The sequence below is a fragment of the Rhodococcus sp. HNM0563 genome (assembly GCF_012726195.1).
In the GTDB taxonomy this organism is placed as follows: Bacteria; Actinomycetota; Actinomycetes; order Mycobacteriales; family Mycobacteriaceae; genus Rhodococcus.
In genome coordinates, this window is the sequence record NZ_JAASAF010000014.1 from 61,683 (window position 1) to 84,423 (window position 22,741).

The following is a 22,741-nucleotide window of genomic DNA, read 5'->3' on the forward strand; positions in this document are numbered from 1 at the left end:
CGGGCTGACCGGTACGGCTGTACTACAGCAGACCGGTCAGCCGAGCGGCTGTGATGGCATCTCCCCTCGACGACACTCCCAGTTTTCCGTACACGCCTCTCAGATGTGTCTTGATGGTGTTGACCGACAGCGCCAGAGCGTGCGCAATTTCCTGAGTGGTCTGCGGAGAAGGCAGCTGTTTGAGCACGCGCGCTTCGGCGGGCGTGAGAACGACGTTCGTCGAAGCATGGGGCGCGTCGGGGTGCGTCCGGATGCTCTCGACGAACGGATCCAGCCTGCCGAAGCGGCCACTGTGGGTGTCGAGCAGCGCCACCGCGCCACCGATGGTGAGGAACGGCCGGATCAGGTGCTCGGGTTCGGCGAGGGTGAGCGCGGTCTCGAGGTCGTCGTACGCCCCGAATTCGTGGTCGGACGCTGCACGGAGGACCGCTCGCAATACATGGGCTTCGACCTCGCAGACCCCATGGTCGAGCCTATGGTCCAGGACGGAATCCAGCAGTTCCCGGGCACGTGCCGAGCGTCCACGAGCATGTTCGACAGTTGCAGCAGCAAGGTCGAAGTGGGGGCGCCGCCCCAGAACTCGTGTTGCCTCCTCGATGATCCGCTGGGCCTGATCGAGTTCGTGGACGGCCACGAGTACTCGGGTGGCGAATGGAATGATCGGCACGGACCTGGCACTCATCCGCGAGTCGGCCAGAGCGGTCAGCACCCCGTCGGCGATGTTGCGAGCAGCTGAGACCTTGTCGGTGCTCTGGTGGAAGGCAATGAGTTGCGACATCGCGTAGCTGTCCCACCCTGCGAGAGGCGACGACAGTCCATCGATGCCGACGGACATTCCGAGTGGCCGATCGATTCCTTCCGGCGGCCTGGTTCCGCGAAGAAAGTGATGGTAGCGGCACATCACTGCGCACCGGTCGGCATCGCCCGACCCCGACAGACCGACACTCCGCGCGTACTCGACACCGATGAGGGCGCGCGCACCCATCGCGGACACGTGCCCGCGAGCCCCTTCGTTCAGGGCGAGCAGCATGAGCGCCTCCAGATGAGGGCGAATGCTGCCGGCGTGCTCGGCCAGGCTGGCGGCGGCGCGGAGGCGATCATTCGTGCCTGGATCACCGCGCATCATTGCGCACTTCGACTGCTGGACCGCTACATAGGCCTCGATATCGCGATGGGCCCCGGGTGCTACCGGCGCGGAGACCTCGACGACCTCGTCTCCGAGTGCGCTGCGGATGTCGATTTCGACGGCGTGATGGAAGCGGTCCAACACTTCTGCGGGGCAGATGGCGGACGAGCGGACGGACGTGGCGTGGAGAAATGCGTCGGCTTCGACCGGGACGCCGAGAGCCAGCGCATGCACGCTACGTAGGAGATGGACGAAGGGGTCGTCCGCGATGTCGGTTGGTGCGGAATCCAGGGCCTTCAGAAATGCGGCACCGTGCGGTCCGAACACTGCTTTGGGCCCCAGGTCGAGGATGCATTTGGACAGCGCGTAGCGATCTTGCGCGGCGGTGACATATCGGATGGCCTGGACCGGTTCGTCGGCCCGGGAATACCAACCACCTGCCTTGAGTTCGAGCCTGCGGACCCCGTCACGGCCGAGCGTCCGGTCGAGTTCCGCTTTGAGGTGTGAACGCATCAGCGGGTGGTAGCTGTAGATTTCCGATCCGGCGCTTCCGGTGTGCGACATCGGAAAATTTGCGGCGAGGATCTCCGCGAGTATTCGTGCCGCCTCGGGGCCTGCGAGTTCGGTGGCGAGATCTACATCGAACGAATCGGCAACCGCTGTTCGCATCAGGAACTCGCGTTGCTCCGCGCTGATGGTGTCGAGTAGTTCTCCTACGAGGAAATCGGATATTGCCGGGTGATCCGATGCGGTGGCCGACTCCAGGACCTCTCTGCTGTCGCCGCGCGCCGACAACAGGAGCGCGATGAAGCGGACCATGGCGGCCCACCCACCGGTGAGTGCCACGACCGCATCGAGCTCGGCGTCCGTGACCACGACATGGCCCGCCGTGAGCGTACGGCGGGTCTCGTCGCGGTCGAACGCCAGGACGGCGTCATCGAGCCGTACAAGAGCTCCGGTCAGATCCAGCTGGTGCCACGGTATCGGCGGTGGAAATCTGGAGGTCAGCACCACGGTGGCGTGCTCGGGAAGTATCTCGAGAAGATGCGCCAACCCGGACAGCGTCAGCGGATCGTGGACGGCATGAGCGTTGTCGAGGACGAGCACGACCGGACCACCGATCTCGCCGAGCCACTGCGCGAATATCTCCGCCCGCGTCCTCGGTGCCTGGTCGCCGTGGCAGGGTGGGCAATCGCCGAACGACCGGTGTAGTTCGTCCCAGAATGCTCGGGGATTGTTGTGTTCCTCGGAGATCGTCGCCCATGCGACCTGTGTCTGCGATGCCGGCAGATGAGAGCAGCGCAGCCATTCGGTCACGGCCACGGTCTTGCCGGTTCCGGCCATGCCGCACACGAGCACGACACCCCCGCCGAGCGTCCGGGCCCGCTCGAAGTGGGCGCACAGTTGGTGCCGGTGGACCGGCTCGGTTGCGAGCCGGGGTATCGATCGAACGCCTCGGCCCGCGGCTCCTGTAGAACTGTCGTCGCTGGTTGTGAGCAGCACCGCGGCTCCCATTCGAGAAACTGTCAGATTTCTTCTCCCAGGATCTGTCCCCGCGTCCGAATTTATCGCAGTCGAACCGATCTCGGGGGATGAACGGAATGAGTGCACGGTCCAGCAAGGATCCACAACGATGGCATTTCATCCTCGCCGGGTGAGCCGAGAGGAGAGTCGCTCTCACTACGGTGGTGTGTGCCGCCTGACGGTGGGTGCAGGCCACGAGCCGAGGAGGGACAGTGCCGGCGAAGCAAGCCGGTCCGCGGCGTGCCCACACCTGGCGCGATGCCGTGGCCGGACTGGGCGGGGCAATCTCGTCGATCCCGGACGGGATGGCGTGCGGCTTGCTTGCAGGCGTCAATCCGGTCTACGGCCTCTACGCAAGTTCATCCGGTGCGTTCTTCGGAGGGCTCGCCACCGCTACCCCCCTGATGGTCGTGACCACGACGAGTGCGGCCGCCCTCGCAACGGGCTCGGCTCTGGAAAGTGTTCCCGCCCAGAACCGCGACGCGGCGCTGGTCCTCCTGACGATCCTCGGGGGCCTGCTCATGTGGGCAGCAGTGGCACTGCGCGTCGCTCGCTACGCACGCTTCATCTCGCATTCCGTGATGATCGGTTTGGTTCGACGATGTCGCGCAGGGTCGAGAGACCGGTGGCCTCCCGACAGGCCTTCCGATGCCCGAAATGCCCGAACTTTCGCTGCTGGCCCCCGGATTGATCGCGGCGCAGCATCTGTCGTGCTCATCGTGCTGGTTCAAGGCGTCGGCGTCGGTGAATCCGTACCAAAATCTCTGAACGTCGCCCTGCTCGTGCTGCTCGCGGTAATGCAGTTCGGTAAGGCGCTGAACACTTTGTGATTTCGTCATCCGATAGAGCGGGGATCGGCCATGAACGTACTGGTTCCGGACAGTCAGCGACGGACGCTCGACGAACTCGTCGATCGCCTCGATCTCAGCGCGGGAGAGTCTGCATCGAAACGCTCGGCATTCTGGATCATGCTGACGTTGTCCGCGGTGATCGCCGCATCGGGTGTGGCGGGCGATTCGACCGCCACGGTGATCGGCGCCATGATCGTCGCGCCGTTGTCGGTCCCCATTCTCGGTGTCGGACTGGGGATTGCGACCGCGCGGGGACGATTGATCGTCCGCAGTCTGCTCCTCGTACTCTTGGGAATCGTTCTGGTGGTGGCGATCGGATTCGTCGTCTCGCAGTTGCTGCCCAATCCGACGAACGTACTGTCGAATTCTCAGGTGGTCGGCCGTACGTCTCCGAAGCTGATGGATCTCACCGCCGCGCTGGCAACCGGGTTGGTCGGCGTCATCGCCATCACCCGGCGCGACGTCGGAGACGTGCTTCCCGGTGTGGCCATAGCGATCTCGCTGGTACCGCCGCTCGTCGTGGTCGGCGTGTGTCTCGGCTCGGGCGCGCCGGGGCTCGCGCTCGGTGCGTTCGTGCTCTTCGCCTCGAACATGGTGGCGATGATCGTGACGGCGACGGTGGTGCTCGTCGTCGTGGGATATGCACGCGAGGCCGGGGCCGGCGAAGCAAGACGAGGCTGGGCCTATGCAGTTTTGGCCGCAGGCTTGATCACCGTGGCGGTTCCGATGGTGGTGAACTCGTTGTCGTCGCTGTGGGCCGGTCAGATCGCCGATGCCGCACGGATCTGGCTCGGCGACGAGTCCGTTTCGCAGGTCACCGACGTGTCGTTGCAGCAACGGACGGCGCTGGTCCATGTCCTGTCGCCCGAGAAACTTCCCCCGGTGGACGAACTCCAGTCGGCGGTGGACGACCTCGTACCGTGGCACCCGGAGGTCGTGATCGTGCACACCTACGGCGGCCGTTTCAGCGAGTGACGAGGCGGGCCGGGGAGGGACGCTCAGCGCGTGCCCTCCCCGGCCCGTGTGCACGAGTCTGCCGGATCAGCTTCCGGCGGCCTCGAGACCGACGGTGATGTCGGCGAGGATGTCGTCGATGTGCTCGATACCGACGGCGAGGCGGACGAGTCCGGGAGTGACGCCGGCTGCCAGCTGTTCCTCGGCGGACAACTGCGAGTGTGTGGTGGACGCCGGATGGATCACCAGTGAGCGCACGTCGCCGATGTTGGCCACGTGGCTGTGCAGGGTCAGCGCGTTGACGAACTTCTTACCGGCGTCGATGCCGCCTGCGAGTTCGAACACCACGATCGCGCCGGCACCCTTGGGAGCCACTTGCTGTGCGCGATCGTACCAGGGCGACGACTTCAGGCCGGGATAGGCGACAGAGCTGACCTCGGAACGCTGCTCCAGGAACTCCGCGACCTTCTGCGTGTTGGCGACGTGGCGCTCCATGCGCAGGCTCAGGGTTTCGAGCCCCTGCGAGATGAGGAAGGCATTGAACGGTGACACCGCCGAGCCGAGGTCGCGCAGGAGCTGGACACGCGCCTTGAGGGCGAACGCGGGTGCGCCGAGATCGGCGTAGACCACACCGTGGTAGCTGGGGTCGGGAGTGGTGAATCCCTCGTGGCGACCCTGTGTCCAGTCGAACGTGCCACCGTCGACGATGACGCCGGCGATTGCCGTGCCGTGTCCGCCGAGGTACTTGGTGGCCGAGTGGACGACGATGTCGGCGCCGTGCTCGAGCGGGCGGATCAGGTACGGAGTGGCGACCGTGTTGTCGACGATCAGCGGCAGGCCGCTGTCATGCGCGACACCGGAGACGCCGCGGATGTCGAGGATGTGGTTCTTCGGGTTGGCGATGGTCTCGGCGAAGAACGCCCGGGTGTTGGGGCGGATGGCTGCACGCCACTGCTCGAGATCGTCGGGATCCTCGACGAAGGTGGTCTCGATGCCGAGTTTGGTGAGCGTGTAGTGCAGCAGGTTGTACGTGCCGCCGTACAGGTAGGGGCTCGCGACGATATGGTCGCCGGCCTGGGCGACGTTGAGGATCGCGAAGGTTTCGGCGGCCTGACCGGAGGAGAGCAGGAGCGCAGCGACGCCGCCTTCGAGCGCGGCGATGCGCTGTTCGACCGCATCCTGGGTGGGATTCATGATGCGGGTGTAGATGTTGCCGGTCTCGGCGAGGCCGAACAGCGCGGCAGCGTGGTCGGTGCTGTCGAAGGTGTAGCTCGTGGTCTGGTAGATCGGAAGCGCCCGGGCTTTGGTGTCGCCGCCTGCGGGCTGTCCTACGTGGATCTGCTTCGTCTCGAAGTTCCAGTCGGCGGCCGGATCGACAGCGTCGGGCGTGGTGTCACTCATGGGTTTCGGGCTCCGGTTTTCTCGGGTGGTTCTGAGGACTCGTGATGTCAGATGATGTGCCGACCTTGCGGTCCGCGACCCAGCGCAGCGATCTTCGAGCCGGCCGGGTCGTGGACCGGAGGGTGTGGGTGCGGGCGGTCAGCGGGCCTGGCACCCGCAGATACACAGTTTTCGGGCATGGACATGCGCCGACGGATGTCCCGGCGACTGTTCGTACGTCCTGCTCACGGTCGTGACGATAGTCGTAATCGATGACCTCTACCAGTGCGCACGCAAATACCTGCGACGCGCCGATGTTTTTGCATCCGTAGCGCACATACAATCTGTGTGCTCTACTTCTCGTCAGGGGGGCGATCCTTGCGTCTGTCGTGCAGTAACCAATTTCAGTTCTGCTCGTGTTCCGCACCCCACCACTAGCAATGGAGGGCACGTTGACTGTCATCGATTCGGAGTTCGCGCAGGCCGACGCAACGATGCTGCGCACCCCACCACCCTCGATGGTCGAGCGGATGACACGCATCCTGGAGACCTTCGACGCAAGCATTGCGCGGCTCACCCTCGAAGAGGTGACGTTCCGATCAGGGCTTCCCCGATCGACCGTGCACCGAATCCTCGAACAACTCGTCCGCCTCGACTGGCTCGAACACAGTGCACTCGGCTACGGGCTCGGATCCCGCGCACTCGGCCTCGGCGGCGACATCGACCGCGACCGGCTCCGTGAATGCGCGGCACCACACCTCCACGAACTGGCGATGCAAACCGGTGGTGTCGTGCATCTCGACGTTCTGGACGGAGGACAGGCGTACTGCCTCGACAAGGTCGGTGGCGCAGGCGCTGCCAGGCTGCCGACACGGGTGGGTGGCCGTACGGCGGCGTATGCAACATCGGGCGGCAAGGCCATGCTCGCGACGCTCGACCCGGAACAGGTCGACAGCCTGTACCCCTCCCGACTGGCCGCGGCCACGCACCACACGATCACCGACCGGGTGATCCTCCATCAGGAGCTGAATCGGGTCCGTAAGCGCCATGGCATTGCGTTCGACCGCGAAGAATCGATCGTCGGAATCGGTAGCGTCGGCGCGCCCCTGCGCGGCACCGGCGGAATCGTCGCGAGTGTGTCGCTGGCCGGTGGCGTGCGCGCGATACAGCTCGAATGGATGGCACCGCTGGTCGCCGACTTCGCCCGGAAGATCTCCAGTGCGCTCGCGTGCGGCGGCGAGGATCAGCGGACCAGGTGGGCGTAGGAGTCGCGGCGTTCGGCAGGCAGAATCGTGTTGAGCACGAAACGGATCTGCAGGCGGATGTACTCGTCCAACGAGTAGAGAGCACCGAAGTGCCAATGCTTGAGCGCCCATCCGTGCGCAAGAAGCAGTAGGTCGAACACCATGAGGTCGACGTCGACGTCGTTCAGCAGGCCTGCGGCAATGCCGTCTTCGAGAACGTCGCGCAGTGGCGCCGACGTCGACACCTCGAGCTCTTTGATGCGGTCGCGTCCCGCACGGTCGAGCGTGCGGCTCTCCCGGTAGGTCAGCGTCACGGCATCGATGTTCTCGTCGACGATCTCGATGTACCGCCGTATGCCAGCGACGAGCCGCTCGACAGGGTCGGCGCCCGCGGTTTCCATTGCGGGAACCAGCTGGTCACGGAACGACTCCAGGATGCTGATGATCGTCGCGAGGAGGACGTCCTCCTTGCCCCCGAAATATTTGTAGATCAGGCCGACACTGACGCCCGCTTCGTCGGCGAGCGCCTGCATCGACATCTGGTGGAACCCGGTCCGCTGCATGACCGTCGCGGCGGCGCGAAGGACCTGACGCCGCCGCGAATCCGTCCGTACCGCCCGCACCGCGTCGTCGACGGACAGTTCGTCCTGGTCGCTGGTCATGTCTTGCTCCTGTCGCGCCGCCGTTCTCGTCAGATCCCGAGATCCTTGGCGATGATCGTCTTCATGATCTCGGTGGTACCGCCGTAGATCGTCTGGATGCGGGCATCGACGAATGCCCGCGACACGGCGTACTCACGCATGTAACCGTAGCCGCCGTGCAATTGGAGGCATCGGTCGGCGACACGCACCTGCAGTTCGGTGGTCCACCACTTGAGCCGTGCGGCGCGGGCGGCAGTGAGCCTGCCGTCGACGTGCTCGGCGACGCAGTCGTCGAGGAATGTGCGGGCGATATCGAGTTCGGTGGACAGTTCGGCCAGCACGAACTGGGTGTTCTGGAAGCCGGACACCGGTTTACCGAAGGCCTTGCGTTCCCGCACGTAGGCGAGCGTCGTCTCGAAGACACCTTCGGCTGCGGCGACCGCGCCCACTGCGAGCGACAAGCGCTCCTGAGGCAGATTGTGCACGAGTTGATAGAAGCCCTGCCCCTCGTCGCCCAGGCGGTTCGCGACGGGCACACGCATATCGGTGAACATCAGCTCACTTGTGTCCTGTGCGTGCAGGCCGATCTTCTCCAGGTTGCGGCCACGCGAGAAGCCGGGGGTGTCGGCCTCGACCACCAGCAACGTCAGTCCTTTGTGCGGGTCGGCGGAGGTGCGGGTCGCGACGACGAACAGGTCACCGTTCTGGCCGTTGGAGATGAACGTCTTCGATCCGTTGACGATGTAGTGGTCGCCGTCGCGTACCGCCGACGTGCGGATACCCGTCAGGTCGCTACCCGTTCCGGGTTCGGTCATCGCGATGCCGAGGACCGTCTCGCCGCTGACGACGCCGGGCAGCCACCGTGCCTTCTGCTCGGCGGTGGTCATGTCGGTGAGATAGGGCAGTACCACGTCGTTCTGCAGTGAGAACGCGATACCGGCGGAGGCGTGACCGGCCCGGTTGACCTCGTCGATCAGGATGGCGTTGTAGCGGAAGTCGTCGACGCCCGGGCCGCCATACTCGTCGGGGACGCAGAAGCCGAGCAGCCCGAGTTTGCCTGCCTCGGTGAACAGGGAGCGATCGAGGCGGCCGGTGTGCTCCCAGTCCTCGTGGACGGGCGTGATCTTCTCGCGTACGAAATCTCGTGCGACCTCGCGGAACTGGAGATGCTCGGAGTCGTGGATCAGGGCGCTGTTCATGAGATCATCCCGGAGACAGTAGGGGCGGTGAACCGGCCGTCGGCGAACTCGCTCGCGGCCGTGGCAGTCGCCTTGTAGTGCAGCTTCTTTCCTGTCGCCGAGACCGGGAGAGAATCGACGAACCGGTATGCTCGCGGCCGCTTGAACGAGGACAGCAGCGGGTGTGAACGGCAGTGACCGTCGAGAGCGTCGATGGTCAGATCCGGGTCGGATGCGACGATGTACGCGACGACGATGCGACCCCACCGTTCGTCCGGTACACCGACGACCAGGGAGTCCTGTACACCCGGATGCTGATTGAGTGCCTCTTCGACCTGAACAGGGTGCACGTTCTCCCCGCCGGAGACGAGCATGTCGTCCTTACGGCCGACGATGGTGACGAACTCGCCGGCATCCCAGGTTGCGAGGTCTCCGATGTGCAACCAGCCGTTGCGGAACTTGGCCTTCTCCTGGTCCGGGGAGTCGAAATAGGCGTTGGAACATTTCGGTGAGCGGACGATGACCTCGCCGACCTCCTCGTCATCGCGCGCGACCACGTCGTCCGGATCGGCGAGCCGGTCCGGGTACACGTGCACCACGCGAACGTCGTCGTCGGTGCAGGCGCGGCCCGCCGTGCCCGCGTGATCCGGGAGATCGGACGGACGGAGGAATGTGTTCCAGAACCCCTCGGTGCTCCCGTAGCCGTTGAAGATTCGCGGGTTGAGGACCTCCTGGTAGCGGAGCGCGGCGTCGCGTTCGAGGGGGGCACCCATCGTGACGATGCCGCGGAGCGTCGACAGGTCGCGGGGACGTTGCTCCTGCGCGGTGGCGAGCATCGCGAGGTTCGTCGGCGCGCCGACGAGGAAGGTCAGTCCGAGTTCTTCGACGAGATCGAGTACCCGATCGGGATCGAAGGTACGTAGCGGCACGACTTGCCCGCCGATGTAGAACGTCGGGTTCGGCCCGCCGGAGTACAGGCCACCGCGGTGGAACCACGGGGTCATGTTGAGTGTTTTGTCTTCGGGGCCGAGGGGGAAGTGCATGATCACGTCGTGCGCGCTGAGCACTTCGATCATGCTGTTGAGAGGGACTCCCTTGGGCATGCCGGTGGTGCCGGACGTGTACAGGCGAGTGGTCTCGTCCCAGACGGTCCGGTGCAAGGGCGGCAATGCGACCCGGTCTGCCGGTAGATCCCGGTAGCGCATGACCCTGGCTCCCGTGGCGGAGACGAGCTCGCCGTCGCCGACTGCGATCACCACATCGGGGGTATGCGAGGAATTGTCGAGGGCCTCCTGCACAGTCGAGGCGAGCTCGGTGTCGTAGACGAAGACCCGTGGCGCGCTGGTGTCGAGCACGAACGCGGTTTCACCACTGGCGAGGCGGAAGTTGACGGGCGAGCCGACAGCGCCGACAGCCTGGACAGCGAGGTACAGCTCGGCGAACTCGATGCTGTTGAACAGCTGGTATGCAACGACGTCGCCGCTCCGGACTCCTGCGTCGGCGAGCCCGGTTGCGATCCGGTCGACTTGTTCGCCGAGCTGCCGGTAGGTCCACTGCCGCCCGGTGTCGGGGTCGGTGAGGGCGACCCGGTGCGCGTAACGCCCGGTGTTGCGCCGGAATCCGTTGAGATACGTGAAGTCGTTCTCGAAGTACTCCCGGTATGCCCGGGCGTTGTACGACGCGGTCATGGTTCTCGTCCTGTTCTGGTGGGTGAGTGCTCAACCGGCCATGGTCAGGCCGCCGCTGACGCTGATCACCTGGCCGGTGATGAACGATGCGGAGTCGGAAGCGAAGAACAGAACCGGGGCGGCAACCTCGTCGGGGCGGGCGAGCCTGCGAAACGGAATCGCTTTGATCAGTGCTGCTTTGAGCTTCTCGTCCTGGGCCTGGAACAGTGGCGTGTCGGTTGGGCCGGGGCACACGCAGTTGACGCTGATGCCGTGCCTGGCCATCTCTCGCGCAAGCGATTTGGTGAGTGCAATGACACCACCCTTGGCTCCGGCGTAGATGGATTCACCCGAGCTGCCGACGCGACCGGCGTCGCTGGCGAGGTTGATCACCCGGCCGCCGTCCCCTGCCTCGATGATGCCGGGCAGGAAGGCGCTGCAGATGTTCACCGGACCGAGGTAGTTGATCGCAACGACCTTCTGTGCAAATTCCGGTGTGGCATTGAGGAATTGGTCGGTCCTGTCCCATCCGGCAGCGTTGACGAGGATGTTGGGGACGCCGACCTGCGCGTGGGTGTGTTCGCGGAGTGTGTCGACCTGGGCGCGGTCGGAGATGTCCACGGGCAGCGCGGTGATCAGGTCCGGGTGCTCCTTCGCGGTGGCCTCGGCAGCTGCGAGATCGAGGTCAGCGGCGATCACTTTGTCGCCCTGCGCGGCGAAGGCCAGCGCGATGGATTTGCCGATACCGGAACCGGCTCCTGTGACGAGTGCGATGTTGCTCATGCGAAGTGTCCTCTCGAGGTGGGATCTGCGGTCAGGCCCTGACGTACTTGGCGAATTCGGCAGGGCGCTTCTCTGCGAACGCCTTCGCTCCCTCGAGGCCTTCGTCGGACTTGCCGAACAGGTCGAGTGCGGACATTGCGAGGTTGCTCAGGCCTGCTTGATGATCGGTGTCGGCGTTGAAGGACTGCTTGAGGAATCGGATCGCGGTAGGACTCTTCTCCGCGATCTCGGCGACCACGGCCTTGGCTTCGTCGAGCAATTTGTCCTGGGGGACAACCCAGTTCACGAGACCCCAGCGCTCGGCGGTGGGGGCGTCGTACTGCCGGCACAGGTACCAGATCTCGCGAGCGCGCTTCTCGCCGACGATGCGTGCGAGGAAGGCAGAGCCGAAGCCGGCGTCGAACGATCCGACGCGGGGCCCGGCCTGTCCGAACTTCGCGTTCTCCGAAGCGATGGTGAGGTCGCACAGGACGTGCAGGACGTGCCCGCCACCGACCGCGATGCCGTTGACGGCGGCGATGACCGGTTTCGGGACGTCTCGAATGAGCTTGTGGAGGTTGCCGATCTCGAACATGCCGCTCTCGGTGGGGCCGTAGTCGCCCGTCTCGGCGCGCTGCTTGACGTCGCCGCCGGTGCAGAATGCCTTTTCTCCGGCTCCGGTGAGGATGATGCCCGAGACGCGGGTGTCCGCCCATGCGGAGCGGAATGCCTTGATCAGTTCCTCGACGGTCTTGCCCCGAAATGCGTTGTAGCGCTGGGGTCGGTTGATGGTGATGATCGCAGCGGCGCCGTCGATTTCGTAGGTGATGTCTTCGAAGTCGGTCATGGTGACTCCCTTGTCGAATGAAATGAATGAATACTCATTCACTGAGTCTGAAGGTACATTCACTGAGGGAGAGTGTCAAGGGTCACAGCGAGGTGGTCGGGAGTGCAGACGAAAACGCCCCCGGCTGCGCTGGCGCCGAGGGCTGGGTTGCGGATAGGAGATGAGTGGTCGTTACCCGGGATTGAGTGCCATGAAGCGCGCAGGCACCTCGCCGCCGCCGTGGACGGCGAGATCGGCTCCGTTGACGTACGACGCGAGCGGCCCGGCCAGGTACAGGCACGCGCCCGCGATGTCCGAGGGGGCTGCCATCCGCTGCATGGGCAGGGTCTTCGTCACCGCTGCTCCGCCGTCCTCGCCGTACACGTGAGCTGCGGCTTCGGTGCGGATCAGGCCGGTGGTGATGTGATTGACCCGGACGGTCGGTGCCCACTCGAGCGCGAGTGCCTTGGTGAGGGCGAGGAGGCCGGCCTTCGCTGCGGTGTATGCGGCGGTGCCGGGCTGCGGGTCGTGCGCAGACACGCTTCCGATATTGATGATCGACCCGCCGGCGGCCTGGGTGCTCATGACACGGTTCGCGGCCTGTGCCGCGTAGAAAGGTGCAGAAAGGTTGAGGGAGACGATCCGATCGAAGAATCGCGTCGAGACCGTCGCAGCGTCCGCGTCGGGGGAGCCGCCCGCGTTGTTGACCAACACGTCGAGGCGGCCGAACCGCGTTGCCGCCGCGTCGACGACCGCTGCGGCCTGGTCGGCGTCACGGATGTCGGCGGCGAAGAACGAGGCCGTCCGACCGTCGGCTGCCGGGAGGACGTCGGGTTCGGACCGTCCGCACACGAGGACGTCGGCGCCGGCCGCGAGGAAGGTCTCGGCGATGGTGAAACCGATCCCCTTCGTGCCGCCGGTGACGACAACTGCCTGTCCGGTGAAGTCGGCCGGGTTCGGGATGCTCATGGAATCGGAGAGTAACGGCGCGACCGATCGTTCGGCCGCGCCGTTCCGCTCAGTGGGCCGCCTCGGTCAGAGCAGATGGACCTTCTTGTAGAGGATCTTCGACGGCCCGCCGACCAGTCCGACGTTATCGAGGAACGTCATGAGCTTGGCACCGGACTTGCGCACCTTGTCGTGATGGTGCTTGTTGTTCGCGGCCTCCGCGAGCGCGCGATCGCGGTCGAGTCCCGCATTGGAGTACACCCGCGGGTGAATCATGCTCTTCATGACGAAATATACGACCGCTGCTGTCTGGAAGCGCTCGAATGCGAGACGCGCGCGGCTCGCACCGGTGAGTCGCCGAGTAACTTCTTCGCGAGCGAACCGGATGTGCCGGGCCTCCTCGAGCACGTGAATCTTGCTCACTGCGCGGGTTACAGGCTGTACGCGCTCGTCCCGCATGAAGTCGCGCTGCATCATGTCGAGGATTTCCTCGGCTGCCATCACCGAAGCGTAGGCATTGGCGCCGCGGAAGTAATGGCCCCACAGTCGTCCGAGTTGGTGGATGTACCGCGGAGGTCCGTAACCGGGCATCCCGAGGCGCTCGCCCGCTCGCGCGAACATCACGGAGTGCCTGCATTCGTCGGCGACTTCGGTGAGTGCGAACTGCACGTGCTTCGAATGCTTGTCGCGGTCGTAGACGTCGCGCAGCAGCATCTGCATGAGCAGGACCTCGAACCACAGGCCCACTCCCGACACGCTCGCGGCTTCATGCTTCGTCAGTGCGATGCGCTGCTCGTCGCTGAGTTCGTCCCAGAGGGCAGTGCCGTAGAGCGTGCTCCATTCCGGCGTCATGCCGAACTTGTCGTCGGGGATCGGTGCGTCCCAGTCGACCTCGATCACCGGGTCGTACGACTTGCGGGCGGACGATGCGAGCAGGCGTCGCGCGGTGTCCTCGCGGTCGGAGATCGGGAGTCCTGGAACGAAACCCTTGCTGTTCTCGCGGGTGAGCGATGCGGTCATGCCTCCACCTTTAAGTGTGACGATGGGTAACTGTTAATCGAAGGCTACAGTGATCGCGCCCACGACACAATGCCCACCGCCGAACCGGCGATGGGCATTGTGGGCTCGGAAGAGGAGCGAAGTTCAGGTGCGCGAAGGTGCCCAGAAGGCCGCGCCGACTGCACCGACCAGCAGAATTGCTGCCAGCGCGAACGAGGCGTGCTGCATGCCTTCGAGGAAGGCGTCCCTGGCGAGTGCGGCGAGTTGTTCGCCCTGGGTACCGGCCTGCTCTGCAACCTGAAGGGCAGCGGCAAGCGAATCTTCCACCGCCCCACGCGCCGGTTCCGGGATCATCTCGGCGGTCGGTGCGATCCGGTTGCCGTACGCGGCTGCAAGAACACTGCCCGCTGCAGCGACACCGATCGCCGCGCCGATCTCGCGCGTCGCGTCGTTCACGGCCGATGCGACACCCTGCTGGTCCTCCGGGGTGTTCGTGACGATTGCGTGCGTTGCGGGTGCCGTGCAGAGTCCGAACCCGATGCCGGTGATCAGCATCGTCAACGCGGCATCGAGATACGACGACTCTGCGTCGAGGAAGCCGATGAGGATCAGCGACACCCCGATCAGACCCAATCCGAGACTGATCAGCACGCGCAGGCTGATCCAGCGAAGTAGGGCGGGCACCGTGAAGGACAGGACCATCACGACCGCGAAGATGGGTGCCAGGGCGACCGAAGCCATCAGAGGTGAGTAGCCGAGGATGAGCTGGAAATACTGCACGATCAGGAAGAACATGCCGAACCCCGCGAGGAACTGCAGGTTCAGGCAAGCGGCGCCGACGCCGAATGCGCGGTTCGTGAACAAGCGCATGTCGAGCAGCGGTTCGGCGGCACGCAATTCGGCGAACACGAAGCCGGCGGCGGCCACGAGGCCTATCGTCACGGCGCTCAGGGTGAGCGGGTCGAGCCAGCCTCGGTGAGGTCCTTCCATCACCCCGAGGACGAACAGTCCGATGGCCGCGATCGCCAGAATGCTGCCACCGAAATCGAAGCGCCCCGGATTCTCTGCCCGCGACGATGGAATCGTCAGTGCGATCGCGACCAGTGCGACGGACGCGATCGCGAATCCGCCGAAGATCAGCTTCCAGGAGGCGTATTCGAGGATGACCCCGGAGACGATCATGCCGACGACTGCACCAGAAGCTGCCACCCCGGCCCAGATGCCGATCGCTCGTGCGCGGCGATCCGGCGGGAAGCCCGTCGTGATCAGCGACAGTGTGGCCGGCATGACAAGAGCTGCCCCGACGCCGGCGATACCGCGGGACACGATCACCCACGTAGGCCCATCGGTGAGCAGGGGCAGCGCTGATCCGAGCCCGAAGACGACCAGGCCGACGACGAGGATTCCGCGCCGGCCGAACCGGTCGCCGAGTGCGCCGCACGGAAGTAGCAGCGCGGCGAGCGCGAGTGTGTAGCCGTCGACGATCCAGGTCAGCTCACTCTGCGTCGCCCCGGTGTCTACCGCGATATCGGGCAACGCAGTGTTGAGCGCCGCCATCGCTGCGATCACCGCGGACACCGAAGCGCACGCGACGACGAGCAGCCACAGTTGGGACCGGGTCATGCGGGCGGTGGGGATCTCGGACCTCGGAGGTGCTGATGCTTCGGGCACGGTTGCCTTCCGAACGTGACGGTGGTTTGCCTTGACTGCAATGATTTGGGCGAACGATAAACGAGACTGCCGGTATCGTAGCGGAACCGATAGTTCCATAACTAGGCCCTGACCGAGACGAGAGAAACTGTGGGTGTGAACGCGCGCGAAGATGTCGGTACATCCAGAGAACCCGATCCCCGCAAGGTGCGGTCTCGGGCACGGCTGCTCGACGCGGCCACCGAGCTGCTCGCTACGGGCGGCGCCGACGCCGTCACGATCGATGCGGTGACCACTCGCGCCGGGGTGGGCCGGGCCACGCTGTACCGGCATTTCGCAAACGGCACAGAACTCGTTGCCGCGGCCTTCGCGCGGTTGATCCCGCCTGCGCCGCCCGTGCCGGAGAACGTCGGCCTGCGCGAACAACTCGTCGAACTACTCATCGGCCAGGCGCGGATCGTCGAGGACGTGCCGATTCCCCTTGCCGCGATGTGCTGGCTCGGAATGGGGCCGGAGCTCGTCCACGCCAGCCGGCCGGCCGACCCGGAAGCACAGGAACGCCCCGAACTACAGTCGCTGCGCGAGCAACTCGTCGAACGCTACCGTTCGTCGTTCGACCGCGTACTCGGGGCGGAATCCACACGCGAGGAACTCGGCGAGTTCGACTACGACCTCGCACTCATCCAGCTGGTCGGGCCGATTGTTTTCAACCACCTCGTCACTCTGCCGCCCATCGATCGCACGGCATGCGAACAGATCGTCGACGACTTCCTTGCTGCTCGTCGTGCAGCAACACGGAAGTAACGCGGGAGCGCTGGTCAGCGCGTCCAGCGCCGTCGATCCGGTGCTCGCAGGACGAACGGCCGCGATCGGCGGAAGTCTTTGACCCTGAGCCTGCGCAGCGGCTGGATCCGGAATTCGTCCGGATCGAGTTCGGCGGCGAGCTTCTCGTCCAACAGGATCGAGCCGGGCCGTGCCGCGCCGGTGAGACGGGCGGCATTGTTGACGACGGAGCCGAACAGGTCGCCGAAGCGTGCCAGCACCGGCCCCCACGCCATGCCCACCCGGAGTTCCGGGGTGTCCTTGCTCGCGCCGAAGGTCTCCTGCAGCTCGAGCGCAATACGTGCGCCGTCGGCCGGATCCTCGGCCGCGAACATCACCTCGTCGCCCACGGTCTTGATGATCCACCCGTGGTGACCGGCAATGGCCGCGGTGACCTCGGATTCGAAGTACTCGAGCAATTCGTTGAGTTCGCCCGCGTCGATTCGACGGGTGAGCTGGGTGTAGCCGACCATGTCGGCGAACCCGACCACGACCTCGCGCAGGGGTGCATCTCCCTCGGCGCGCCAGACGGAACGTTCCGTAGTGCTGACGATGTGACGCCGCCAGATGTGGCTCTGCAAGGTCTCGGCCCGCATCGACAACTGCTGTACGAGAGCATCGATGAGATCGGGCATCTCCTGCGCAGACACGTCGGAATGCTCTTCGACGAGATTGTCGAAGAGGTGAGTGTTGAACAGGGTCAGTTCCCACTCGGCGAGTCGTGAGATCGATTGGCCGAGAGATCGGGCCGCCGAGAGCTCGAGATTCTCGTCGATCACGCCGCTACCGACGATAGCTGCGATATCGCGGAGTGCACCGACGTCGCCGTCGGTGAACATCTCTGCGTCGGGCTCGGGGTCGACGGTGAATCCCAATGCCTGCCAGAGTCGCCGAACCCGCGCCGGAGACATGCCCGCCATCGTGGCGACCTCGTCGACCGTGTAGCGGCGTTCGCCCCCGAGCAGGCTGCGTTCGAGTTCTCGCTGAATGGCGGCGAGCATGTCGGGGCCGGGTTGCGGTCGTTGCTCCGGCGAGTTCACATACGTCATCCTTCCTTGTCGTGGCGGGGAGCACACGCCGGGCTCCCCGGTGACAGACGGCCAGGGTGTGTCCGGACGGACAGAGTGTCGTACACGTGTGCGACAGTGGGCGCCGTCGATCGCACCGTAGAGCTGAGAAAGGACGTGGCATGCCGCCCCGTAGACGTGCGGACCATCTGACCGAGGAGCAACTCACGGAATTGAGCGCCGCCCTCGCGGAGGGGCGCCGCGCCACGGTATATCTCGTCGAGGGGATTTCCAGCCTGGGGATCGAACCGGGTACGTCGGCACGTGTCATCTCGATCGACGGGACCACGGTCACGATCCGTCCCAAGGGGGTCAACGACGAGCTTCCCTTCGAAACCGACGAACTGCGTTTCACCCGGGACGTAGCGACGAAGACGCCGTCGAAACCGGCCGCTGCGAAACCGGCCGCTGCGAAACCGGCCGCTGCGACGAGAGCCCCCGCCCCGAAGTCCTCGACGACGCAAACTCCCGCAGCAACCACTCCGGTTGCGAAAACAGAACCCGCACGGCCCACTCCCCGGCCCGCAGTCAAGGAGAAGACCACAGTGAGCTCCCCTTCCGCGAATCCGCCGTCCGCGGCGGCCGCAGAGCCCGCGAAGCCCAAGGCCCCCGCCAAACGCAGCGCCAAGAAGCCCGCCGCACTCAGCATCACCGTCACGATCGACCCCGAGAACGACTGGACGGTCGCTGTCGCGCAGGGCACGCGGAAGATCGGGAAGCCCGCCGTGGTCGCGCCCGACGCCGTCGAACGCGCCGTCAAGGAACTCGGCGACGAGACTGCGATCGAGGCCGTGCACTCGGTGATCGACGAGGCACGCCGAACCGTGGAGGAACGCGTCGCGCAGTTGAGCCGCGAACTCGAAGAGGCGCGGAAAGCGCTCGAAAGCCTCGGTTCCAACCCCGCATAGTCCGTAATCCTCTAGTACTGTGACGGCGCTCTAGTACGCTGACCGCGGAAGCGGTCGGGGCAGACCGCGTTGGAGGGGCATGATGTTCAGAAAACTTGCTGTGGTATTCGCAACCGCGATTGCCCTGGTCGGCAGCGGTGCGGCGGTTGCCACGGCAGCCCCTTCCGCGGTCCTCGGCGGCGGATCGGGCATCACGCTCGGCCACGGCGACGAGAGCATGTACGACTGCACGCTCACCACGATCGGGCACGACGCTGCCGGTCGGCTCGTCGGACTCACAGCCGCGCACTGCGGCGACCCAGGCATGACGGTCAAGTCCGAGCACAACATGGGCGCCGGAACACTGGGCCACATCGTCTCGACCAACGAGACCCTCGATTACGCGGTCATCGAGTTCTACGGCGACAGGGTCACCCCGGTCAACCGCATCGGCAACGTGACCATCACCGGACTCGGAACCCCCGCCGGATTCCCGAACATCGCCTGCAAGGAAGGCCGCACCACCGGCAACACGTGCGGCATTGTGTGGGGCGACATCTTCGGTGCGCAGGAAACATGGACCCAGGTCTGTGTCATCGAGGGCGATTCGGGTGCGCCGCTTGTCGTCGGTACCACCCTGGTCGCGATGGTCAACGCCTACCTGCTGGCACCGTGCGTCGGTCCCGAGGTCGGCACGAACATCGATGTGATCATGGCCGACATCGATGCGCGCGGCAGCGTTGGAGCAGGGTTCCGGCCGATCTGACCGGAGGTCATCCGCACACAGCGCCCTGTGACGCGGACCCGACGAGTTTCGTGTACTTCGCCAGCACCCCCTTGGTGTAGCGCGGCGGCAGTGGCTTCCAGTCCTGCCGCCGCTCCGCCATTTCAGCGTCCTCGACGAGGACATCGAGCAGGCCGTTCGCCACATCCAGCTTGATCCGGTCGCCGTCGCGCACGAACGCGATGGGGCCGCCGTCGACGGCCTCCGGCGCGACATGTCCGACGCAAAGGCCCGTGGTGCCGCCCGAGAATCGGCCGTCGGTGAGCAGCAGGACATCCTTGCCGAGACCGGCGCCCTTGATGGCGCCGGTGATCGCGAGCATCTCGCGCATCCCCGGGCCACCCTTGGGACCTTCGTATCGAATGACGACCACGTCGCCTGCGGTGATGGTGCCGTCCTCGAGGGCGTCCATCGCCGCTCGCTCGCGTTCGAAGACCCTCGCGGTGCCTTCGAAAACGGACTCGTCGAAACCCGCGGACTTCACCACTGCGCCTCCCGGCGCGAGGGATCCGCGCAGGATCGTGATGCCACCGGTGGGATGGATGGGATCGCTCAGCGCACGCAGCACCTTCCCATCGGGATCGGGCGGGGCGATCCCCGCAAGATTCTCCGCGACGGTCGCGCCGGTGACCGTGAGGCAGTCGCCGTGCAGAAGACCGGCGTCGAGTAGAGCTTTCATGATGACCGGAACGCCACCGATGTGGTCGACGTCCTTCATGACGTGCCGACCGAAGGGTTTGACGTCGGCGAGGTGGGGGACACGCGCGCCGACCCGCACGAAATCGTCGAGTGTGAGATCGACGTCGGCTTCGTGAGCGATCGCCAGCAGATGCAGCACCGCATTGGTGGATCCGCCGAAAGCCATCACCACCGCGATCGCGTTCTCGAACGCTTCCTTGCTGAGGATGTCGGATGCGGTGATGCCGCGGCGCAGCATCTCGACGACGGCCTGTCCGCTGCGGCGTGCGAATCCGTCGCGACGACGGTCGGTGGCCGGTGGCGACGCGCTACCGGGCAGCGACATACCGAGCGCTTCCGCGGCGCTGGCCATGGTGTTGGCCGTGTACATGCCGCCGCACGCGCCCTCGCCGGGGCAGATCGCGCGCTCGATTGCACCGAGATCCTCTTCGGACATCAGTCCGCGCGCGCACGCACCGACCGCTTCGAACGCGTCGATGATCGTCACATCGCGTTCTGTGCCGTCGGACAGTTTCGCGATGCCGGGCAGAATCGATCCCGCATACAGGAACACCGACGCGAGGTCGAGCCGCGCAGCGGCCATGAGCATTCCGGGCAGCGACTTGTCGCACCCGGCGAGCAGCACCGAACCGTCGAGTCGCTCGGCCTGCATGACCGTCTCCACGCTGTCGGCGATGACCTCGCGGGAGACGAGGGAGAAGTGCATACCCTCGTGGCCCATCGAAATACCGTCCGAGACGGAGATGGTGCCGAACTCGAGCGGGTATCCACCTGCCGCGTGCACACCGTCCTTCACGGATTGTGCGAGACGGTCCAGCGACAGGTTGCACGGTGTGATCTCGTTCCACGACGACGCGACCCCGATCTGGGGTTTGGCCCAGTCGTCGTCGCCCATCCCGACGGCACGCAGCATTCCGCGTGACGCGGTCTTCTCCATGCCGTCGGTGACGTCGCGGCTGCGGGGCTTGATGTCTATGTCGATGTCTATGTCGGCGGGCCGGTCGTTCATGACGCTCCTCCGGTTCGGGGGTCGCGACCGGTGAGGGCGATCAGCCGGTCCTGTACGGGGGCGTCGTCGGGAATCTGCACGGGTGGCCCGAACAATCCGCTCGATGCGAGTACGTCGCGCTGAGATTGCAGGTCGGTCCACACAGCGTCCACCAATCCGGGGTTCAGGCGGTCGCCGTCACCGACCGCACGTGCCAGATCCCAGGTGTGTACAGCGATGTCGCTGACCTGTTGTTTGAGATAGTCGAGACACGACACGGTGCCGTACGAGAGGTGTACGGGCTTGTCGAGCGGGGTGGCAGCCCACGCTGCGGTGGCCTCTTCCGCGTAGCGGTGCCATTCTGCGGCGAGGTCGTCGCGGATCGGTTCGAGCTTGGCTTCCGCGTCTGCGACGGTGTGCCCTTCCAGGATGGGCGCGACCCAACGCTGTTCGTCGACCATGTGTCGCACGAGGTCGGCGACATTCCACTCCGTGTCGGGCGTGGGCGCCGTCCAGTCTGTGATGTGGGCGAGGCGCGTGTCGAATTCTCGTCGGGCAGTGAGCTGAAGGTCGAGCCAGTCGATCGCCATGGGACCAGCGTAGGCGCGGCACAGTTGCGATCATGGTGATTCGGAATCCTGCGATGCGCGGCGATGTGCGGAAGGATCGATCGGCGTGCCGTGCGCGAAGGCACGAGTGCCGCCGACCTGAGGAGAATCCGCCGATGACCGTTCCCGCCGTCGAACTCGCCCCCGGGCTCACCGTCAGTGCGCAGGGCTACGGAGCGATGTCCGTCGCTCCTGTCTACGGGGAGGTCGATCCTGCGGACGCGCTCGCGACGCTTCATCACGCGGTCGACATCGGAGTCACCTTCATCGACACCGCTGATATCTACGGCAGCGGACTGAGCGAGCAGGTAGTCGGGAAGTTGCTGGGTACGCGTCGCACCGAGGTGCAATTGGCCACGAAGTTCGGACTCGTCGGAAACCCGGCAACCGGAAATCGGGGGATCAACGGGCGTCCCGACTATGTGCATGAGGCAATCGACGAATCGCTCCAGCGGCTCGGTGTGGATGTAGTGGATCTGTACTACCTGCACCGCGTCGACCCCGAGGTCCCGATCGAGGAAACGGTGGGCGCGATGGCCGAGCTCGTGAAAGCCGGGAAGGTGCGCCACCTCGGCCTGTCCGAAGCGACCGGTGACGAGCTGCGACGTGCGCACGCTGTGCATCCGATCGCCGCGATCCAGTCGGAGTGGAGCATCGTCTCGCGCGATGTGGAACGCAATGTGGTGCCGACTGCTGCTGAGCTCGGTATCGGTTTTGTTCCGTTCTCCCCGGTCAGTCGAGGTTTGCTGACCGACGCGTTCGCGCCGGGGCAGCTCGGAGACGGCGACCTTCGTCATCGGTTCCCGCGTTTCGACGCAGAGGCGCTTCCGAAGAATCTCGAATTGCGGGCGAAGGTACGCGCCGTCGCCGATGAAGCAGGCGCCACCGTCGCGCAGGTCGCGCTGGCGTGGCTCGACGCGAAGGCTCGTGTTTTCGGTCTGCCGTCGGTCTCGATTCCCGGTACCCGTTTTGCTGCGCGCGTCACAGAGAACGCAGGCGCTGTGGACGTGGTGCTGTCGGACGAGCAGCTCGGGCGCCTCGACGCACTTGCCGGTGAGGTGGTCGGCGAGCGGGCTTCCGACCCGACGTGGGTGTCGCTCGGACGAGAGTAGTTAACCGACCTAACGAACTCTGGC

At 65.3% G+C, this 22,741-nt stretch carries 20 protein-coding genes; 7 read left to right on the top strand and 13 right to left on the bottom strand.

Translation table 11 applies throughout. The features are described 5' to 3' along the window. Positions 1 to 22 precede the first annotated feature (22 nt). Positions 23 to 2,641, bottom strand: coding sequence for a LuxR C-terminal-related transcriptional regulator (locus HCA61_RS24730; RefSeq protein WP_169690835.1), 2,619 nt, complete (start codon positions 2,639 to 2,641; stop codon positions 23 to 25). A 221-nt stretch (positions 2,642 to 2,862) separates the two neighbouring features. On the opposite strand from HCA61_RS24730, the gene HCA61_RS24735 reads away from it, so the two are divergent. Together HCA61_RS24735 and HCA61_RS24740 are read left to right on the top strand one after the other, a co-directional pair. Continuing rightward, entirely contained in the window at positions 2,863 to 3,480 is a 618-nt protein-coding gene (locus HCA61_RS24735) for a SulP family inorganic anion transporter (protein WP_247274053.1), read from the top strand. A gap of 30 nt (positions 3,481 to 3,510) precedes the next feature. Further along, complete coding sequence (locus HCA61_RS24740) at positions 3,511 to 4,476, top strand: TIGR00341 family protein (RefSeq protein WP_169690837.1); 966 nt, start codon at positions 3,511 to 3,513, stop codon at positions 4,474 to 4,476. 66 nt (positions 4,477 to 4,542) lie between these two features. Here HCA61_RS24740 and HCA61_RS24745 read toward each other — a convergent pair whose 3' ends face one another. Then, positions 4,543 to 5,856 (bottom strand): bifunctional o-acetylhomoserine/o-acetylserine sulfhydrylase, encoded by a 1,314-nt coding sequence (locus tag HCA61_RS24745; protein ID WP_169690838.1) that lies wholly within the window; start codon positions 5,854 to 5,856, stop codon positions 4,543 to 4,545. A gap of 473 nt (positions 5,857 to 6,329) precedes the next feature. On the opposite strand from HCA61_RS24745, the gene HCA61_RS24750 reads away from it, so the two are divergent. Then, positions 6,330 to 7,100, top strand: a complete 771-nt coding sequence (locus tag HCA61_RS24750; protein WP_240960118.1) for an IclR family transcriptional regulator — start codon at positions 6,330 to 6,332, stop codon at positions 7,098 to 7,100. Here the strand turns inward: HCA61_RS24750 and HCA61_RS24755 are convergent. The 8 genes from HCA61_RS24755 to HCA61_RS24790 form a co-directional block, all read right to left on the bottom strand. Next, a complete protein-coding gene (locus HCA61_RS24755; RefSeq protein WP_169690839.1) occupies positions 7,079 to 7,741 on the bottom strand; it encodes a TetR/AcrR family transcriptional regulator in 663 nt (220 codons plus the stop codon). The genes HCA61_RS24750 and HCA61_RS24755 overlap by 22 nt on opposite strands. A 29-nt stretch (positions 7,742 to 7,770) precedes the next feature. After that, positions 7,771 to 8,919 carry an acyl-CoA dehydrogenase family protein gene (locus tag HCA61_RS24760; protein WP_169690840.1) on the bottom strand — a complete coding sequence of 383 codons (1,149 nt, stop codon included), beginning with the start codon at positions 8,917 to 8,919 and terminating at the stop codon, positions 7,771 to 7,773. Beyond that, positions 8,916 to 10,586 (bottom strand): AMP-binding protein, encoded by a 1,671-nt coding sequence (locus HCA61_RS24765; protein ID WP_169690841.1) that lies wholly within the window; start codon positions 10,584 to 10,586, stop codon positions 8,916 to 8,918. Before HCA61_RS24765 ends, HCA61_RS24760 begins: the two co-directional genes overlap by 4 nt. Positions 10,587 to 10,616: 30 nt before the next feature. Next, positions 10,617 to 11,348 (bottom strand): SDR family oxidoreductase, encoded by a 732-nt coding sequence (locus HCA61_RS24770; protein ID WP_169690842.1) that lies wholly within the window; start codon positions 11,346 to 11,348, stop codon positions 10,617 to 10,619. 31 nt (positions 11,349 to 11,379) lie between these two features. Continuing rightward, on the bottom strand, positions 11,380 to 12,174 hold the full coding sequence (locus tag HCA61_RS24775) for an enoyl-CoA hydratase-related protein (protein ID WP_169690843.1): 795 nt from the start codon (positions 12,172 to 12,174) through the stop codon (positions 11,380 to 11,382). Between the two features lie 171 nt (positions 12,175 to 12,345). Beyond that, complete coding sequence (locus tag HCA61_RS24780) at positions 12,346 to 13,122, bottom strand: SDR family oxidoreductase (RefSeq protein ID WP_169690844.1); 777 nt, start codon at positions 13,120 to 13,122, stop codon at positions 12,346 to 12,348. A gap of 66 nt (positions 13,123 to 13,188) precedes the next feature. Continuing rightward, positions 13,189 to 14,121 (bottom strand): diiron oxygenase, encoded by a 933-nt coding sequence (locus HCA61_RS24785; protein ID WP_169690845.1) that lies wholly within the window; start codon positions 14,119 to 14,121, stop codon positions 13,189 to 13,191. A 123-nt stretch (positions 14,122 to 14,244) separates the two neighbouring features. Continuing rightward, entirely contained in the window at positions 14,245 to 15,771 is a 1,527-nt protein-coding gene (locus tag HCA61_RS24790) for an MFS transporter (protein WP_247274058.1), read from the bottom strand. A 135-nt stretch (positions 15,772 to 15,906) separates the two neighbouring features. Here HCA61_RS24790 and HCA61_RS24795 point away from each other — a divergent pair, with 135 nt between their 5' ends. Continuing rightward, a complete protein-coding gene (locus HCA61_RS24795) occupies positions 15,907 to 16,554 on the top strand; it encodes a TetR/AcrR family transcriptional regulator (RefSeq protein ID WP_169690846.1) in 648 nt (215 codons plus the stop codon). A 14-nt stretch (positions 16,555 to 16,568) separates the two neighbouring features. Here the strand turns inward: HCA61_RS24795 and HCA61_RS24800 are convergent, their stop codons facing one another. Next, positions 16,569 to 17,621 (bottom strand): adenylate/guanylate cyclase domain-containing protein, encoded by a 1,053-nt coding sequence (locus HCA61_RS24800; RefSeq protein WP_169690847.1) that lies wholly within the window; start codon positions 17,619 to 17,621, stop codon positions 16,569 to 16,571. A 140-nt stretch (positions 17,622 to 17,761) separates the two neighbouring features. On the opposite strand from HCA61_RS24800, the gene HCA61_RS24805 reads away from it, so the two are divergent. Both HCA61_RS24805 and HCA61_RS24810 read left to right on the top strand, forming a co-directional pair. Beyond that, the gene (locus tag HCA61_RS24805) at positions 17,762 to 18,547 is read left to right on the top strand and encodes a DUF6319 family protein (RefSeq protein WP_169690848.1); all 786 of its coding nucleotides are present in this window, start codon (positions 17,762 to 17,764) and stop codon (positions 18,545 to 18,547) included. A gap of 82 nt (positions 18,548 to 18,629) precedes the next feature. Continuing rightward, positions 18,630 to 19,292, top strand: coding sequence for a serine protease (locus HCA61_RS24810; RefSeq protein WP_169690866.1), 663 nt, complete (start codon positions 18,630 to 18,632; stop codon positions 19,290 to 19,292). A gap of 7 nt (positions 19,293 to 19,299) precedes the next feature. Here HCA61_RS24810 and ilvD read toward each other — a convergent pair whose 3' ends face one another. Next, positions 19,300 to 21,018 (bottom strand): dihydroxy-acid dehydratase, encoded by a 1,719-nt coding sequence (ilvD, locus tag HCA61_RS24815; protein ID WP_169690849.1) that lies wholly within the window; start codon positions 21,016 to 21,018, stop codon positions 19,300 to 19,302. Further along, complete coding sequence (locus tag HCA61_RS24820) at positions 21,015 to 21,587, bottom strand: TIGR03086 family metal-binding protein (RefSeq protein ID WP_169690850.1); 573 nt, start codon at positions 21,585 to 21,587, stop codon at positions 21,015 to 21,017. Before HCA61_RS24820 ends, ilvD begins: the two co-directional genes overlap by 4 nt. Before the next feature lie 134 nt (positions 21,588 to 21,721). Between HCA61_RS24820 and HCA61_RS24825 the strand changes: the two genes are divergently transcribed. Continuing rightward, positions 21,722 to 22,717, top strand: a complete 996-nt coding sequence (locus tag HCA61_RS24825; protein WP_169690851.1) for an aldo/keto reductase — start codon at positions 21,722 to 21,724, stop codon at positions 22,715 to 22,717. Positions 22,718 to 22,741 lie beyond the last annotated feature (24 nt).